Here is a 16,468-nt window from a genome sequence, read left to right as displayed (position 1 = left end):
TTTCGGACCTGTCTCGCAGCCGGTCTTTCATTCTCGCTGGCATTTTCCGGCCTCATGTTGCCGGCGGCTCCGACCGCAGAAGCGGCCGCCTCGTCGGTGGTCCGCATCGTCGAGAGCGGCCCGGGCGTGAAGAAAAAGGTCAATCTCGGCCTGAACAAGGCCGTGGTCGTCGATCTTCCCACCGACGCCCACGATATCCTCGTTGCCGACCCGGCGCTCGCCGATGCGGTCACGCGCACGTCGCGCCGCATCTACCTGTTCGGCAAAACGGTCGGCCAGACCAATATCTTCGTCTTCGGACCGAATGGCGAGGAAATCGTCAGCCTCGATGTTTCCGTCGAGCGTGATGTCGCCGGCCTCGAGGCCAATCTGCGCCGTTTCATCCCGGAGGCGGATATCAATGTCGAGATCGTTTCCGACAACGTCGTCCTGACCGGAACCGTCCGCACCCCGCTCGATTCGACCAAGGCGGTCGATCTTGCCCGCGCCTTCCTGCAAGGCGGCGAGGCGACTACCCGCAACATTACTGCCCAGGGTACCAATGGCGATGCGGACATATTTGCCGAGGAGCGCCAGACTTCCCAGATCGTCAATCTGCTGACGGTGGAGGGCGAGGATCAGGTAACGTTGAAGGTGACAGTTGCAGAGGTCAGCCGCCAAGTGCTGAAGCAGCTTGGGTTCAACGCTTCCGCGATCGGCAGTTGGGGTTCGATAGCGTTCCGCAATCCGGCCAACTTGGGTAATGCCATTGGTATCGACCCAACGGCTACGATCAGCAAAGCGATCGGTGGTACCGACGTTGATGCCTATGTCACCGCGATGGAACAAGCTGGCGTCATGCGCACGCTCGCCGAGCCCAGCCTGACGGCAATTTCTGGTCAGGAGGCCAAATTCTACGTCGGTGGCGACTTCCGACTGGCGAGCGGGCAGGAAGTTTCCAGGGAGATAGACCCGGATACCGGACAAATCAAAACAGAGGTTGAACGGGAGACCACGGATGTTGAATACGGCATCCGACTGAACTTCAAGCCCGTCGTTCTCGGTCCCGGGCGCATTAGCCTCGCCATTGAGACGGATGTATCCGAGCCAACCTTTGAGGGTTCGGTCGTGACCGGCGACAAGCTGACCGACATTCGCGGTAATACGTACCTCGGCATCCGCCGGCGCGAGGCCTCGACCAGCGTCGAGCTCCCCTCCGGTGGCTCGATCGTCATCGCCGGCCTGGTGCAGGACAACATCCGTCAGGCGATGTCCGGACTGCCGGGTGCTTCAAAGATACCAATTCTCGGCACGCTCTTCCGCAGCAAGGATTTTCAACGCAACGAGACGGAACTGGTGATCATCGCGACGCCCTATCTGGTGCGCCCGGTCGCCCGCGGCGCGCTGTCGCGGCCCGACGACAATTTCAATCCCGCCAATGATCTCGAAAGCTTCTTCGTCGGCCGCGTCAACCGCCTCTACGGACGTCCCGAGGCGGCACCCCCAGTCGGCCGCTATCACGGCAATGTCGGCTTCATCTACAAATAGGTCGGGTCATGCACAACCGAAACACAGCTCAGAAAAGACTTGAAAGACCGGCCTCCATGTCGCTGACTCGCACCTCCGCCCGGATCGCCGCACTGGCGGTCCTTGCCAGCCTGCTTGCCGGCTGCGGCAGCCAGGACAGGCTGACGACCGGTTCGATTCCGGACGACTACCGAACCCGTCATCCGATCGTCATTGCCGAAGGCGAACGGGTGATCGACATTCCCGTCGCTTCAGGCGACCGGCGGCTGACGGCGGGCACGCGCGACGTCATCCGCGGCTTTGCCACCGAATACCGCAACGCGTCGAGCGGCGTCATCCAGATTATGCTGCCGCGCGGTTCCGCCAACAGCCATGCCGCCCAGATCGTCCGCAAGGAAATCCGCCGGGTGCTAGCGGGAAGCGGCGTGCCGCCGAAGAGAATGATCGAGACCAGCTACGAAGCGCTTGCGCCGGGCGACGCCGCCCCCATCCGCTTGAGCTATGTCGCGATCACCGCGCAGACCGCACCCTGCGGCGAGTGGCCGGAGGACCTCACGCTGACGATGGAGAACCGCAACTATTACAATTTCGGCTGCGCCTCGCAGTCCAATCTCGCCGCCCAGATCGCCAGCCCGACGGACCTGATCGGCCCGCGCCAGATGTCGCCGGTCGACGCCGCCCAGCGCGGCGAAGTGATCGACGCCTGGCGTGATGCGGCGGCTGACTGAGCGACGGCGGAATGATGCGGGTTTTGAGGAACCAAGATGAGCGCGATTGAATACAACATCGACACCGGCGGAGCCGAGCTTGCGGCGGACGTTTCGCGCCCCGGCGACCTCGATCAGCTCCGGCCTTTGCCGCGCATTTCGATCCATGCCTTCTGCGAAAGCGAGGCCATGCAGCGCCTAATGGAGCGCTGCGGACAGGATCGCCGCATGGCGAAGGTGAGCCTTCGCATCACCGGGGGCAGCATAGCCGCCGCCGCAAACATGTTTGCGAGCGTGTCGACGCCCAATCTCATCATCCTCGAGACCGACACGGAACCGCGATCTCTCCTTACGGAGCTGGCGCCGCTTGCCGAAGTCTGCGACCCGAGCACCAAGGTCGTCATCATCGGCCGTCACAATGACATTGCGCTTTATCGCGAACTGATCCGCAACGGCATCTCCGAATATATGGTCGCGCCAGTGGCAATGGCGGATCTGCTGGCCGCCGTCGCGGCGATCTTCGTCGATCCGGAAGCCGAGCCGCTCGGGCGAAGCCTCGCCTTCATCGGCGCCAAGGGCGGCAGCGGTTCGTCGGTGATCGCTCACAATTGCGCCTGGGGCATTTCCAACCTGTTTTCGACGGAAACCATTCTTGCCGATCTCGACCTGCCCTATGGCACGGCGAACATCGATTTCGACCAGGACCCGCCGCAGGGAATTGCCGAGGCCGTCTCGGCGCCGGACCGGCTGGACGAGGTTTTTCTCGATCGGCTCTTGACCAAATGTTCCGAGCACCTGTCGCTGCTTGCCGCCCCGTCGATGCTCGACCGCGCCTATGATTTTGAGGCGGGCGCCTTTCAGCCGATCCTCGAGATTCTGCAGCGCAGCGCCCCCGTTTCGGTGCTCGACGTTCCGCATGGCTGGTCGGACTGGACCCGCTCGGTGCTCGGCGAGGCCGATGAGGTGGTGATCACCGCCGTCCCGGACCTCGCAAGCCTCAGAAACACGAAGAATCTCCTCGACGCGCTGAAGAAGCTTCGGCCGAACGACCGGGCGCCGCATCTCGTCCTCAACCAGGTCGGCATGCCGAAGCGGCCGGAAATCGCCCCCAACGAATTCTGCGAGTCGCTGGAGCTCGAGGCCGCCGCCATCATCCCCTTCGATGCGGTGCTCTTCGGAAATGCCGCCAATAGCGGCCGGATGATTGCGGAAATCGACAGAAAGTCCCCCGCCGCCGAGACCTTCTCGCAGCTCGCCCATCTTCTGACCGGACGCACGGCGATCAAGAAGGCGCGCAAGGGCGGCCTCGGCAAGGTTCTGGCAAAGCTCGGCAGGCGATAGGCACCCGGCGGCGGAAGGACCGATGCAGCAAGTGGAATGAAGTGATGTTTGGCAAACGCGGAAATGAGGGATTTGGCAAGACCGGGGCGCAATCGCCCGTGGCGCCGCCGGCCGTGCCGTCGGCGCCCTCGGCGGTGATGGAGCGTCCTGCCGCACCGGTTCTCGCCGAGCCGGCGGCTTCGGTGCCCCGCGTGCAGCCGGCCGCTCCGGCGCGCCGCCGCACACAGCGGGCCGAGGACTATTACGATACGAAATCGCAGGTCTTCTCAGCGCTGATCGACACGATCGACCTGTCGCAGCTCGCCAAGCTCGATACCGAGAGCGCGCGCGAGGAAATCCGCGACATCGTCAACGACATCATCACCATCAAGAATTTCGCGATGTCGATCGCCGAGCAGGAGGAACTGCTAGACGACATCTGCAACGATGTGCTCGGCTACGGGCCGCTCGAGCCGCTTTTGGCCCGCGACGACATCGCCGACATCATGGTCAACGGCGCCGGCCAGACCTTCATCGAAGTCGGCGGCAAGGTCGAGGAGTCGGACGTCCGCTTCCGCGACAATGCCCAGCTCCTGTCGATCTGCCAGCGGATCGTCAGCCAGGTGGGCCGCCGCGTCGACGAATCGAGCCCGATCTGCGACGCGCGCCTGCCGGACGGCTCGCGCGTCAACGTCATCGCGCCGCCGCTGGCGATCGACGGGACGGCGCTGACGATCCGCAAGTTCAAGAAGGACAAGCTGACGCTGGAGCAGCTCGTGCGCTTCGGCTCGATCACGCCGGCGGGTGCCACGCTCCTGCAGATCATCGGTCGCGTCCGCTGTAACATCGTCATTTCCGGCGGCACCGGCTCCGGCAAGACGACGCTCTTGAACTGCCTGACGCGTTACATCGACGCCGACGAGCGGATCATCACTTGCGAAGATTCCGCCGAACTGCAACTGCAGCAGCCGCATGTGGTTCGCCTAGAAACACGTCCGCCGAACATCGAGGGCGAGGGCCAGATCACCATGCGCGACCTGATCAAGAACTGCCTGCGCATGCGCCCCGAACGCATCATCGTCGGCGAAGTGCGCGGCCCGGAGGTGTTCGACCTGCTTCAGGCGATGAACACCGGCCATGACGGCTCAATGGGCACGATCCACGCCAATACGCCGCGCGAGTGCCTGAGCCGCATGGAGTCGATGATCGCCATGGGCGGCTATACGCTGCCGGCCAAGACCGTTCGCGAAATCATCGCCGGCTCGGTCGACATCATCATCCAGGCCTCGCGCCTGCGCGACGGGTCGCGCCGCATCACCCACATCACCGAGGTGACCGGCATGGAAGGCGACGTCATCGTCACCCAGGATCTGATGCGCTACGAGATCGACGGCGAGGACGCCAACGGCCGGATCATCGGCCGCCATGTGTCGACCGGCATCGGCCGGCCGCATTTCTGGGATCGTGCCCGCTACTTCAACGAGGACAAGCGGCTCGCCGCCACGCTCGATGCGATGGAAAAGAACTAGGGCGGCGCTAGAGCGAAGGAACCGATAACTCGATGTTCGGCATAGACATCACCGTTCTGGCGCTGGCCGGCCTCGTCGCGATTGCCGCGGCGGCGCTCGCCTACGGTGTGCTCTATTCCCGCATCGAGAACGACAAGAAGGCGGAAGGGCGCCTTCGCCGCGTCGGTGCCGCCGAGACCGACCGCGCCAAGATCAAGGCGGCACGCGACCGCGTCAACGAGATGTCGAAGCGGCGCAAATCCCTGCAGGATTCGTTGAAGGAGCTCGAAAAGAAGCAGCAGGAGAAATCGGCCAACGCCGCCCCGTCGATGAAGAAGCGGCTGGTGCAGGCCAACCTGTCGATCTCCCCGACGCAGTTCTACCTCTTCAGCGCGGCCTTCGGCCTGTTCGCCCTGGTTGTCGTCCTCATCGCCGGAGCCGGCCTGTGGATTGCCGTCGGCGTCGCTCTGATCACGGCCGCGGGTCTGCCGCGCTGGCTGATCGGGGCGATGATCAAGCGGCGTTGCAAGAAATTCCTCGACGAGTTTCCGAACGCCCTCGACGTGATGGTCCGCTCGATCAAGTCCGGCCTGCCGCTGAACGACGCCTTGCGGCTGATTGCCAGCGACGGTCAGGAGCCGGTGAAGACGGAGTTCCGCCGCGTCGTCGAATCCCAGCAGGTCGGCCTCAACGTGCCGGAAGCCTGCGCCCGCATGATCCAGAGCATTCCGCTGCCCGAGGTCAACTTCTTCGCGATTGTCATCGCCATCCAGGCGCAGGCCGGCGGCAACCTGTCCGAAGCGCTCGGCAACCTCTCCAAGGTGCTGCGCGAGCGCAAGAAGATGAAGGCGAAGGTGGGGGCCCTGTCGATGGAAGCCAAGGCCTCGGCCTGCATCATCGGCGCACTCCCCTTCATCGTGGCAACGCTCGTCTATCTGACGTCGCCGGATTACATGATGGTGCTTTTCACCGATCCGCGCGGCCATCTCATCATGGGCGTTTCGGCCGTCTGGATGAGCATCGGCATCTGGGTGATGCGCAACATGATCAATTTCGACATTTGAGGCTGCGATGGACGGCTGGATAAGGACACTCACCGATCCGAACATCCTCATCGCGGTTCTCGTGTCGATGGCGGTGCTTGCGACGTTCTACTCGCTCGCCGTGCCGTTTTTTGAGCGGGGCGACCTTGCCAAGCGGATGAAGTCCGTCGCCACCGAGCGCGAGCAGATCCGCGCCCGCGAGCGCGCCCGGCTGAACGCCGAAGCGGCCGCCGGCAAGGCAAGCCTCCGGGCGCAGCACAATAGCTCGGTCCGCCAGATCGTCGAGCGGCTCAATCTCCGGCGGGCGCTGGTGGACGAAAACACCGTCAACCGCCTGAAGACCGCCGGCTACCGTACCCAGAACGCGCTGAACACCTTCCTTTTCGCCCGCTTCTGCCTGCCGTTCCTGTTTCTGGCGGTTGCCATCGTATATATTTTCGTGCTGGGCAACTTTGCCGAGAAGCCGTTCATGTTGAGGACATGTTTCACGCTCGGCTTCGCCTATCTCGGGTTCTACGCGCCGAATATCTTCATCGCCAATGCGATCTCGAAGCGCCAGCACTCGATCCGCCGCGCCTGGCCGGATGCGCTCGATCTCCTGCTGATCTGCGTCGAATCGGGCGTGTCGATGGAACTCGCCATGCGGCGCGTCGCCGACGAGATCGCCGCCCAGTCTCCAGCGCTTGCCGAGGAACTGGTGCTGACGACGGCAGAACTCTCCTTCCTGCCCGATCGGCGCATCGCGCTTGAAAATCTCGGCCTGCGCGCAGGCCTCGAGGAGGTCAAGGCGGTGATGCAGGCGCTGATCCAGGCCGACCGCTACGGCACGCCGATCGCTCAGGCGCTGCGCGTGCTGGCGCAGGAAAGCCGCGACCAGCGCATGACCGCGGCGGAAAAGAAGGCGGCCGCGCTGCCGCCGAAACTGACGGTGCCCATGATCCTCTTCTTCCTGCCGGTCCTCGTCGCCGTGATCCTCGGCCCTGCCGGAATTCAGGTCGCGGACAAGTTTTAGGCCGGACGCATTCCCGAAGTAGCGATCGCCCCCCCCCGAGAGAACCGTTGCGCTTCTGAATCGGTCCTGCGAGGGAGACGATTTCGCTGCAACCGATTTGGCGTGAAGATGCTGGGACCGCGATCAGAAAATCGCCGTCGGATTAACGGCACCGCCGGTCTAGTTCGTATTCCCCTCGTCCGCTTTGGCGAGCTCGGTCCAGGCGCCCTTCTGCGACAGCATCGAGCGCAGATAGGCGACGTTGGCCTCCGCCTGCTCGGGCGTCAGCTCCTGCCGGGCAATGGTTTCGGCCTCCTGGAAACGGCCCTGCAGACCGACGGCAAGGGCGAGGTTCTGGCGGACGCTGCTGCCGGCGCCGGGCTGATCTGCGGCGGAGCGGAGGTAGGTCTCGGCGGTCTTGAGGTCCTTGGTGAGAAGATAGGACATTCCGAGATTGGACAGGATGGTGGGTTCGTTCGGCTGAAGATCCAGCGCCTCGCGGTAGCGCAGGCGCGCCTCGGAGGCACGGCCGAGTTGGTCGAGCACGGCGCCTTCCGCCGATTTCAGCTTCCAGTCGGGGCGATCCGGCGTCTGCGCCCGGCCGATGGTCGCGAGCGCTTGTTCGAGCTGCCCGGCGGCGGCCTGGGTCTTGCCATAGGCGCCGAGGACCTCGCGGTCCGTCGGATGGTTGATTGCCACCTGCTGCATCACCGCGAGCGCCTGTTCGTTGCGGCCCGTCATCCGCAGCAGATTGGCGTAGTTCAAGCCCGCCTCGCGGTTCTTGGGATCGCGCTCATAGGCTTGGCCGATACTTTCCGCGGCTGCCGCGAGCTCGGTGGCGTTCATCGATTGCACCGGTTTCGAGAGCTTCGGGATCGAGCCGGTCGTCAGCTCCTTCCTGCCCTCTTGCCCGGCGCAGCCGCCGAGCGCCAGCGCCATCAGCGCAACCGCGGCTCCGGCTGGCAGGCGTTGCATGAAAGAGGAGAGGATGTTTTTCGTCGTCATCGAGTGGTGCCCCAGAATGCGATTGGCACCGGAACTCCGAACATCAACGGCGCAACTTTCACTCCAGCAATAATCTGTTAACCCTAACAGAGCGTTAATTGCGCCATCCCTATCCGTCAGTCGAGGACATTCATGGCTCCCTTCCAGTTCATCGAGCGGCCGTCGCCCTTCAACACCAGTGCCGGCAAGACGCTGCCCATCTTTGCGGTGACGCCGGCGCATATCGATACGGGGAGCATCGACCCGATCGCTCTCGATTGGGCGAGGAAGGCCGGGTTCAAGGCGGAGTCGGGTGCCGTCCTCCTCATTCCTTCTGCCGATGGTCATCTCGGCGGTGCACTGTTCGGCCTCGGCTCAAGGCCGTCGGAGGCCCCCTTCCTGACCGGCAAGCTCGCGCGCAGCCTGCCGCCCGGCAAATGGCACATCGAAACGGCGCCGCTGACCGCCAATCGCCTGGCGCTCGGCTACGGTCTCGGCTCCTATCGTTTCGAGCGCTATAAGTCCCCCAGGCCCGAGGCGCCGACGCTGATGATCCCGGCCGACGCGGACGCGGCCGATATCAAACGGCAGCTCGCCGGCATCTTCCTGGCGCGCGACCTGATCAACACGCCGACCAACGACATGGGGCCGGAAGCGCTGGAATCGGTTTTCCGAGCGCTTGCCGCGCACTATAAGGCGGATGTCTCGGTGATCTCCGGGGAGGCCCTGCTGACCCAGAACTTCCCGCTGGTGCATACGGTGGGCCGGGCCAGCGCCGAGGCGCCACGGCTCCTGGAGCTGCGCTGGGGCAAGAAAGGGCACCGGAAGGTGACGCTCGTCGGCAAGGGCGTGTGCTTCGACACCGGCGGCCTCGACATCAAGACGGCCGCCTCGATGCATTTGATGAAGAAGGACATGGGCGGCGCCGCAAACGTCCTGGGCCTGGCGCTGATGATCATGGACGCGAAGCTGAAGGTCGAGCTCCGCGTCATCGTACCGGCCGTCGAGAATTCCATTTCCTCCAACGCCTTCCGCCCCGGCGACATCTACCGGAGCCGCAAGGGCCTGACGGTGCAGATCGACAACACCGACGCCGAGGGCCGGCTGATTCTTGCCGACGCGCTCGCCTATGCCGACCAGGAGAAGACCGACCTGATGGTCGACATGGCGACGCTTACCGGGGCGGCACGCGTGGCGCTCGGCCCCGACCTGCCGCCCTTCTTTACCGACGACGAGGATCTCGCCCGCGACCTTTTCGAGGCGAGCCTGACTGTGGACGACCCGCTCTGGCGTATGCCGCTCTACATGGGCTACGACAAGGACGTCTCGGCCCGCATCGCGGACCTCACCAACGCTCCCTCGGGCGGCATGGCCGGCTCGATCACAGCGGCGCTGTTCCTCAAGCGCTTCGTCACCAATGCGAAGAGCTGGGTGCATTTCGATATTTACGCCTGGGCGCAATCCGAGCGCCCGCATTCGCCCGTCGGCGGCGAGGCGCAGGCGATCCGGGCGCTTTATCACCATATCGGGCGGTTGGCGGGGTAGCCTTGCTGTCGTCGCCTGCCCCTCATCCCGCTGCCGCGACCTTCTCGCCATTTTGATGGGGAGAAGGGATGTGCGGCGTCTCTTTCCCGCGACGCCGAAGGGGGAGCGCGGCTTGCCCCTGCGGCCCGGCGATAAAGAAACGCTTGCGTAACGATCCTCTGGCTATGGTGCGGGAACGTGACTTACGCAGGAGTTTGCCTTGCCGGTCGAACTGACACCCTCGCAAGCGCTGGGGCTTTGGCATGCCGTCTCAATCGAGCAGGTCCGGGTCGACAGCCGCGATCTGACGCTCCGCCAGATGGCGATCCTGCTCGAAATCTATCTCGTGCCGCCGCCGCACACGGTGCGCGGTCTTGCTGCCAAGCTCGGCGTGACGAAACCGGTGATCACCCGCGCTCTCGATACGATGGGGGCGCTCGGCCTCGTCGATCGGGTGCGCGACGAGCGCGACAGGCGTAATGTGGTCATCAAGCGGACCGTCGAGGGCGCGCTCTATCTTGAAAAATTCGGCGATCTGATCATCAATCAGGGCCGCAAATTGTGAGTTCAGCCATGCCCGAAGTGCTCGATCGCCGTCTCAATGCCTATCGCGAGGACCTCGCGGAGGAGCGCCTGCGCGGCCTCGTTGAAGCGAAGCGCTTCGTCGAAGGGACGCCGGCTGTCGTGTCCGTGCCCGTGGTGCCGCTGAGAGCGAGGCCGGATCTTGCCTGCGGCACCGACACGGAAGTGCTCTATGGCGAAACGGTTCGCGTGCTCGACGCAGCCGACGGATGGGCCTGGGTCAAGTCGGAACGCGACGGCTATGTCGGCTACGTGCCGCAGGACACGGTGGGGCAGGTTGGTGCGGCGGCAACCCATATCGTCGCCGTGCCGCGAACATTTGCCTATCGCGGCGCGGACCTGCGCTTTCCGCTGGCCTTTGCACTTTCCATGGGAAGCCGGATCAATGTCGTCGGCGAGGCGGAGACACGCGGCACCCGCTATGTCCTGCTCGACGGTGGCCTGGCGGTGGTTGCCAACCATTGCGCGCCGGCCGATGGGCCGATCGGCGTCGACTATGTCGCGATCGCCACCCGTTTCATGGAAACCCCATATCTCTGGGGCGGCCGCTCCGGCTTCGGCATCGATTGCTCCGGCCTCGTGCAATTGGCGATGCAAATGACGGGGCGGGAGGCGCCGCGCGACACCGACATGCAGCTCGCTCTCGGCCAGCCGATCGGCCGCGACGAGCTCGCCCGGGGCGATCTCGTCTTCTGGAAGGGCCATGTGGCCATCATGGAGGACGAGAAGACCCTTGTGCATGCCAACGGCCATACGATGACGGTGGCGCGCGAGGGGCTCGACGATGCGATCCGCCGCATCGGCTGGCTCTACGGAGAGCCGACAGGGTATCGACGACCTTGAACTGTTTGCATAGATGCGCTCCTGTAGGGGAGTGACGCCTTGCGCGCCGGCCCAGGCTGCACCGTCCGGCCCGCATGCCCGTCATTCTCAGCTTCAATAGCCGGCTACCTTATCCACCACATGCTCCAGCGGCAGGCCGCTTTCGAAGCGGGTGATCTGCTCTTCGACATGGGCAAAGAGTGCTTTGACGTCGGAGGAGGCGGCGACGTGCGGCGTCACATAGACGTTCGGCATGTCCCAGAAGCGGCTTTCGGGCGTCAGCGGCTCTCTTTCGAAGACGTCGAGCGAGGCTCCACCCAGAACGCCTGAATCGAGGCATTCGAGGATGTCGGCTTCCACCTGGCTGCCGCCGCGGCCGGCATTGATGAAAACCGGTGCGCCGAAAGGTCCCTTGCGGCTGAGCTTCCTGAAGAGGGCTGCGTTGAAAATGCCCCTCGTATCCGGCGTCAGCGGCAGCAGCCCGACCAAAAAATCCGTCCGGCCGAGGAAGGAGTCGAGGCCGGCGGCATCATAGGTGTCGATGCCCTCGACGGTTCGCTTGGTTCGCGACCAGCCGATGACCTCGAAGCCCATCACCGCGAGCTTGCGGGCGGCGTCCTGGCCGAGCACGCCCATTCCCATGATGCCGACGGTAACGTCGGCGGCTTCCGGTTGGCTTAGGTCCCGCCACTCGCGATTGCTGGCCAGCGCCTCATAGGCGCGATGTTGGCGCAGATGCAGGAGGCATTGCATCACCACCCATTCGCTCATCCGCGTCGTCAGCGTCCGGTCGACGAAGCGCACCAGCGGCACATCGGGCAGGCCCGGCAGCGTCAGAACGTGATCGACACCGGCGCCGCCGGAAAAGACGACCTTCAGGTCCGGTGCGCGAGAGAAGAGGTCGGGCGCCGACTTCCAGACCACCGCATAATCGATCGCCGAGAGGTCCCGGCCGCGATGGGACGGATCCGCGAGGTTGATCACCTCGCGTCCGGGAAAGGCGCCCTTAAGGGCGGCGCCCACTTCCTCCGGAATGAATTTCAGGTCGACGATGATGGCGCTCTTGGCAGGCATTCGGACGCTCTACTGACGGATGGCGGAAAGGTTGACGGCGTCGAGATTGAAGGCGGCGGCCATCAGCGCCTTGGTATAGTCTTCGACGGGCGCCTCGAAGATCCGTTCGGCCGGTCCCTGTTCGACCACCTTGCCGAGCCGCATGACGATCACCTCGTTGGCGAGCGCCCGCACCACCTTCAGGTCGTGGCTGATGAACAGATAGGCGAGATTGTGCTTGCGCTGCAGATCGCGCAGGAGGTCGACCACTTGTGCCTGGACGCTCATGTCGAGGGCCGAGGTCGGCTCGTCGAGCATGACGAATTGCGGCTTGAGGACCATTGCCCGTGCAATCGCGATGCGCTGCCGCTGGCCGCCGGAGAATTCATGCGGGTAGCGCCAGCGGGTGGCCGGGTCGAGCCCGACCTCCTGCAGCGCTGCGGCAACGCGTGCATCGCGCTCGTCGTCGGAGAGCGCCCTCTCATGAATCTTCAGCCCCTCGCCGATGATGTCGGCGACCGACATGCGCGGGCTGAGGGAGCCGTAAGGATCTTGGAAGACCACCTGCATGCGGTTCCGGAGCGGCCGCATCTCGCGGAAACTATAGGCGTCGATGTCCTGGCCGACGAAGGCGATCCGTCCCTTCGACGAGATCAGCCGCGTCAGCGCCAGGCCGAGCGTCGTCTTGCCCGAACCGGATTCGCCGACGACGCCGAGCGTCTGGCCGGCACGCAGCGTCAGATCGATGCCGTCCACCGCCTTCACATGATCGACGACACGGCGCAGGAAGCCGGCCTTGATCGGGAACCAGACCTTCACGTCCTTGCCTTCGACGACGATCGGCTTCGATGGGTCGGAAGGCGGCGGCTCGCCCTTCGGCTCGGAGGCGAGCAGATGCCGCGTATAGGCATGCTGCGGATTGGCGAAGATCTCGGCGGTCGGGCCGGTCTCGACGATCTTGCCCTTGGTCATCACGCAGACCCGGTCTGCGATCTTGCGGACGATGCCGAGGTCATGGGTGATGAACAGCATGGACATGCCGTGCTGGTCCTTGAGCGACTTCAGGAGTTCGAGGATCTGCGCCTGGACGGTCACGTCGAGCGCGGTGGTCGGCTCGTCGGCGATCAGGAGTTCCGGCCGGTTGGCGAGCGCCATGGCGATCATCACGCGCTGGCGCTGGCCCCCGGAAAGCTGGTGCGGATAGGCGCCGAGCCGCTTTTCTGCCTCGCGGATGCCGACCTGATCGAGGAGCTCCAGCGTTTTCGCTCGCGCCGCGGGCCCCTTCACGTCCTGGTGCAATTCGAGGATTTCGCCGATCTGCTGCTCGATCGTGTGCAGCGGATTGAGCGACGTCATCGGCTCCTGGAAGATCATGGTGATGTCGTTGCCGCGCACATGGCGCAATTCGGCATCGCTCGCCTTCAGGAGATCCTTGCCGTTGAAGAGGATTTCGCCGCTCGGATGGCTCGCTGCCGGGTAGGGCAGGAGCTTCAGGATCGAATTCGCCGAGACCGACTTGCCCGAGCCGGATTCGCCGACGAGCGCCACCGTCTCGCCGCGCTTGATGTTGAAGGAGATGTGGTCGACGGCGACCGAGGTGTCGCCGCCCTGGTGGAAGGCCACGGAGAGGTCGCGCACGGAGAGGAGGGTGTCTGTCATCGTCGCGCTCACCGGAACGTCTTCCTCGGGTCGAAGGCGTCGCGCGTCGCTTCGCCGACGAAGATCAACAGCGACAGCATGACCGACATGGCTGAGAAGGCGGTGAGCCCGAGCCACGGTGCCTGCAGGTTCGATTTGCCCTGGGCGATCATCTCGCCCAGCGAGGGCGACCCGGGCGGCATGCCGAAGCCGAGGAAGTCGAGCGAGGTGAGCGTCGTGATCGAGCCCGACAGGATGAAGGGCAGGAAGGTCAGCGTCGCCACCATCGCGTTCGGCAAGAGGTGGCGGTACATGATGGTGCCGTTGCCGACGCCGAGCGCGCGGGCCGCATTGACGTACTCGAAATTGCGCGCCCTCAGGAATTCGGCCCGCACCACGCCGACGAAGCCGACCCAGGAAAAGAGCAGCATGATGCCGAGCAGGATGAAGAAGCCGGGCGGCAGGATGGCGGCGATGATCAGCAGGATGTAGAGCACCGGCATCGACGACCAGATCTCGATGAAACGCTGCAGTAGGAGGTCGGTCCAGCCGCCGAAATAGCCCTGGACAGCCCCGGCCGAAACGCCGATCACCGCCGAGGCGATGGTGAGCGCCAGCCCGAACAGCACCGAGATGCGGAAACCGTAGATCATTCGCGCCGTGACGTCGCGTGCCTGATCGTCGGTGCCGAGCCAGTTCAAATTGCCGAGGATGCAGCCGCGATCCGCCGACCCTTGCGGATAGGCCGAGCAGCGCTCCTCCTCGCTCATCAGCCAGAAGGGCGCAGTCGGCGCCGAATGCGGAATATTGGAGTTGACGGTCTGATAGGAATAGCGGATCGGCGGCCAGATCATCCAGCCATTCGCCTCAATCTCGTCGCGGATAAAATCGGAGCGGAAGTCGGTCTCGGCCAGGAAGCCGCCGAATTTCTCTTCCGGATAGTTGACCAGCACCGGGAACAGGATCTCGCCCTTGTAGGAGGCGACGATCGGTTTGTCGTTGGCGATGAATTCGGCACAAAGGCTGAGGCCGAAGAGGACGAGAAATATCCAGAACGACCAGTAGCCGCGCCGGTTGGCCTTGAAATTCTGCCAGCGGCGCCGGCCGATCGGTGTCAGCCAGCCCTTCTCTGGCGCTTGCGAATAGGTCGCGACGGTGCTCATCAGACGTCCCTCCGCTCGAAGTCGATGCGGGGGTCGACCCAGGTGTAGATGAGATCGGAGATGAGGCTGACGATGAGGCCCATCAGCGAGAAGATGTAAAGGGTGGCAAAGACGATTGGATAGTCTCGCTTGACCACGGCGTCATAGCCGAGCCGTCCAAGTCCATCGAGCGAGAAAATGTATTCGATCAGCAGCGAGCCGGTGAAGAAGGCGGAGATGAAGGCGCCAGGGAAGCCCGCGATGATGATCAGCATCGCATTGCGGAAGACGTGGCCGTAGAGCACCTTGCGCTCGCTGAGCCCCTTGGCGCGCGCCGTCGTCACATATTGCTTCTTGATCTCGTCGATGAAGGAATTCTTCGTCAGCAGCGTCGTCGTCGCGAAGGCCGAAAGCAGCAGCGTGATCAGCGGCAGCGTCATGTGCCAGAAGTAATCGAGGATCTTCTGGTACCAGGGAAGCTCGTGGAAATTGTCCGAGACGAGGCCGCGCAGGGGGAACCAGTCGAAGAAGGAGCCGCCGGCGAAAATCACGATCAGCAGGATGGCGAAGAGGAAGCTCGGCACCGCATAGCCGACGATGATGACGCCGGAGGTCCAGACGTCGAAGGTCGAACCGTCGGAGACCGCCTTCCGGATGCCGAGCGGAATCGAGATCGCATAGGAGAAGATCAGGATCCAGACGCCGAGCGAGATCGACACCGGCATCTTTTCGATGATGAGGTCGACGACCGAGGTGTTGCGAAAAAAGCTCTCGCCGAAATCGAAGCGGGCATAGTTCCACATCATGCCGAGAAAGCGCTCGAGCGGCGGCTTGTCGAAGCCGAACTGCTTCTCGAGCTTGGCGATGAATTCCGGATCAAGCCCCTGCGCGCCGCGATACTGCCCACCCTCGCCGCCGCCACCCTCCTGCAGGAGATCGCCGCCGCTGCCGGACAGTCGATCGGAGCCGGCAGCGTTGGTGAGGTCTGAAATCACCTGCTCCACCGGGCCGCCCGGCGCGAACTGCACGACGGCAAAGGAGATCGCCATGATGCCGATGATCGTCGGGATCATCAGGAGCAGCCGGCGCAGGATATACGCACCCATCAGGCGAACCTCGGCATTGTGGCGCCGCCGATCGCGGGGGCGCTGGTTTGCCGTCTATTTCGTCTCAATCCCATACTCCTTGGGCGCGTCCGATGCCGCCGGTCGTCCGTCATTTTACTGATTCGCTTCCTGCATTTGGAATCGAGAGCGGCCTCAAGCGCAAGTCTTCATTGGCTGGCAGCGCCCTTGAGCCACCATACGTCGGGAAAGCCGATCGCATATTTCGGCAGTTCCGCAGGTCGGCCGAACTTGTCCCAATAGGCGACGTTGGCCTTGAGCTTGTAATAGAGCGGGACCACGTAATTATGGGCGAGCAGCACACGGTCAAGCGCTCTTGTGGCGGCGACGAGTGTGTCGCGATCCTTGGCGAAGATGACGCGTTCGATCAGCTTGTCGACACCCGGATCGGCAATCCCGGCATAATTTCTCGAACCCTCGCGCGTCGCGGCCTTGGATCCCCAATAGTCCGCTTGCTCGTTACCGGGGCTCAAGGTCTGGCCCCAGACCTCCCAGGTCATGTCGTAATCGAAGGCGCGCTCCCG

14 protein-coding genes and 1 pseudogene are annotated in these 16,468 nt (G+C 63.9%); 9 read left to right on the top strand and 6 right to left on the bottom strand.

The genetic code is table 11. From position 1 onward, the window contains the following. The first annotated feature begins 54 nt into the window (after nt 1-54). The 6 genes from CO664_RS28385 to CO664_RS28360 are packed head-to-tail and all read left to right on the top strand — an operon-like array spanning nt 55 to nt 7,096. Nucleotides 55-1,527 (top strand): type II and III secretion system protein family protein, encoded by a 1,473-nt coding sequence (locus tag CO664_RS28385; protein WP_234820062.1) that lies wholly within the window; start codon nt 55-57, stop codon nt 1,525-1,527. Nucleotides 1,528-1,583: 56 nt separating this feature from the next. Continuing rightward, the gene (locus tag CO664_RS28380; RefSeq protein WP_176536703.1) at nt 1,584-2,234 is read left to right on the top strand and encodes a CpaD family pilus assembly protein; all 651 of its coding nucleotides are present in this window, start codon (nt 1,584-1,586) and stop codon (nt 2,232-2,234) included. Nucleotides 2,235-2,270: 36 nt separating this feature from the next. Next, nucleotides 2,271-3,554 carry a CpaE family protein gene (locus tag CO664_RS28375; protein WP_097540618.1) on the top strand — a complete coding sequence of 428 codons (1,284 nt, stop codon included), beginning with the start codon at nt 2,271-2,273 and terminating at the stop codon, nt 3,552-3,554. 44 nt (nt 3,555-3,598) lie between these two features. Further along, nucleotides 3,599-5,062, top strand: a complete 1,464-nt coding sequence (locus CO664_RS28370; protein WP_097540617.1) for a CpaF family protein — start codon at nt 3,599-3,601, stop codon at nt 5,060-5,062. Nucleotides 5,063-5,094: 32 nt separating this feature from the next. Further along, the gene (locus CO664_RS28365; protein WP_097540616.1) at nt 5,095-6,105 is read left to right on the top strand and encodes a type II secretion system F family protein; all 1,011 of its coding nucleotides are present in this window, start codon (nt 5,095-5,097) and stop codon (nt 6,103-6,105) included. 7 nt (nt 6,106-6,112) lie between these two features. Further along, on the top strand, nt 6,113-7,096 hold the full coding sequence (locus tag CO664_RS28360) for a type II secretion system F family protein (protein WP_097527788.1): 984 nt from the start codon (nt 6,113-6,115) through the stop codon (nt 7,094-7,096). A 159-nt stretch (nt 7,097-7,255) separates the two neighbouring features. Here the strand turns inward: CO664_RS28360 and CO664_RS28355 are convergent, their stop codons facing one another. Beyond that, complete coding sequence (locus tag CO664_RS28355) at nt 7,256-8,080, bottom strand: tetratricopeptide repeat protein (protein ID WP_176536702.1); 825 nt, start codon at nt 8,078-8,080, stop codon at nt 7,256-7,258. 132 nt (nt 8,081-8,212) lie between these two features. Between CO664_RS28355 and CO664_RS28350 the strand changes: the two genes are divergently transcribed. From CO664_RS28350 to CO664_RS28340, 3 genes are all read left to right on the top strand, one after another. Next, entirely contained in the window at nt 8,213-9,604 is a 1,392-nt protein-coding gene (locus CO664_RS28350; RefSeq protein ID WP_097540615.1) for a M17 family metallopeptidase, read from the top strand. Nucleotides 9,605-9,803: 199 nt separating this feature from the next. Further along, nucleotides 9,804-10,148 (top strand): MarR family winged helix-turn-helix transcriptional regulator, encoded by a 345-nt coding sequence (locus CO664_RS28345; protein ID WP_097527790.1) that lies wholly within the window; start codon nt 9,804-9,806, stop codon nt 10,146-10,148. 8 nt (nt 10,149-10,156) lie between these two features. Then, a complete protein-coding gene (locus CO664_RS28340; protein ID WP_097540614.1) occupies nt 10,157-11,008 on the top strand; it encodes an NlpC/P60 family protein in 852 nt (283 codons plus the stop codon). Nucleotides 11,009-11,101: 93 nt separating this feature from the next. Here the strand turns inward: CO664_RS28340 and CO664_RS28335 are convergent, their stop codons facing one another. The 5 genes and pseudogenes from CO664_RS28335 to CO664_RS28315 all read right to left on the bottom strand — a co-directional run. Continuing rightward, nucleotides 11,102-12,061, bottom strand: a complete 960-nt coding sequence (locus tag CO664_RS28335; protein ID WP_097540613.1) for a glyoxylate/hydroxypyruvate reductase A — start codon at nt 12,059-12,061, stop codon at nt 11,102-11,104. Between the two features lie 9 nt (nt 12,062-12,070). Continuing rightward, complete coding sequence (locus tag CO664_RS28330) at nt 12,071-13,699, bottom strand: ABC transporter ATP-binding protein (RefSeq protein WP_097540642.1); 1,629 nt, start codon at nt 13,697-13,699, stop codon at nt 12,071-12,073. 8 nt (nt 13,700-13,707) lie between these two features. Then, a complete protein-coding gene (locus CO664_RS28325) occupies nt 13,708-14,841 on the bottom strand; it encodes an ABC transporter permease (RefSeq protein ID WP_037422659.1) in 1,134 nt (377 codons plus the stop codon). Then, nucleotides 14,841-15,926 carry a microcin C ABC transporter permease YejB gene (locus tag CO664_RS28320; protein ID WP_037422656.1) on the bottom strand — a complete coding sequence of 362 codons (1,086 nt, stop codon included), beginning with the start codon at nt 15,924-15,926 and terminating at the stop codon, nt 14,841-14,843. The genes CO664_RS28325 and CO664_RS28320 overlap by 1 nt, the downstream gene beginning before the upstream one ends. Nucleotides 15,927-16,093: 167 nt before the next feature. Then, nucleotides 16,094-16,468: pseudogene (locus CO664_RS28315) on the bottom strand (ABC transporter substrate-binding protein); the annotation flags it as partial.

The organism is Sinorhizobium sp. NG07B, from assembly GCF_002532005.1.
In the GTDB taxonomy this organism is placed as follows: domain Bacteria; phylum Pseudomonadota; class Alphaproteobacteria; order Rhizobiales; family Rhizobiaceae; genus Sinorhizobium; species Sinorhizobium fredii_C.
The sequence above is the reverse complement of the archived record's forward strand: the minus strand, read 5'-3'. Positions and strand labels throughout refer to the sequence as shown.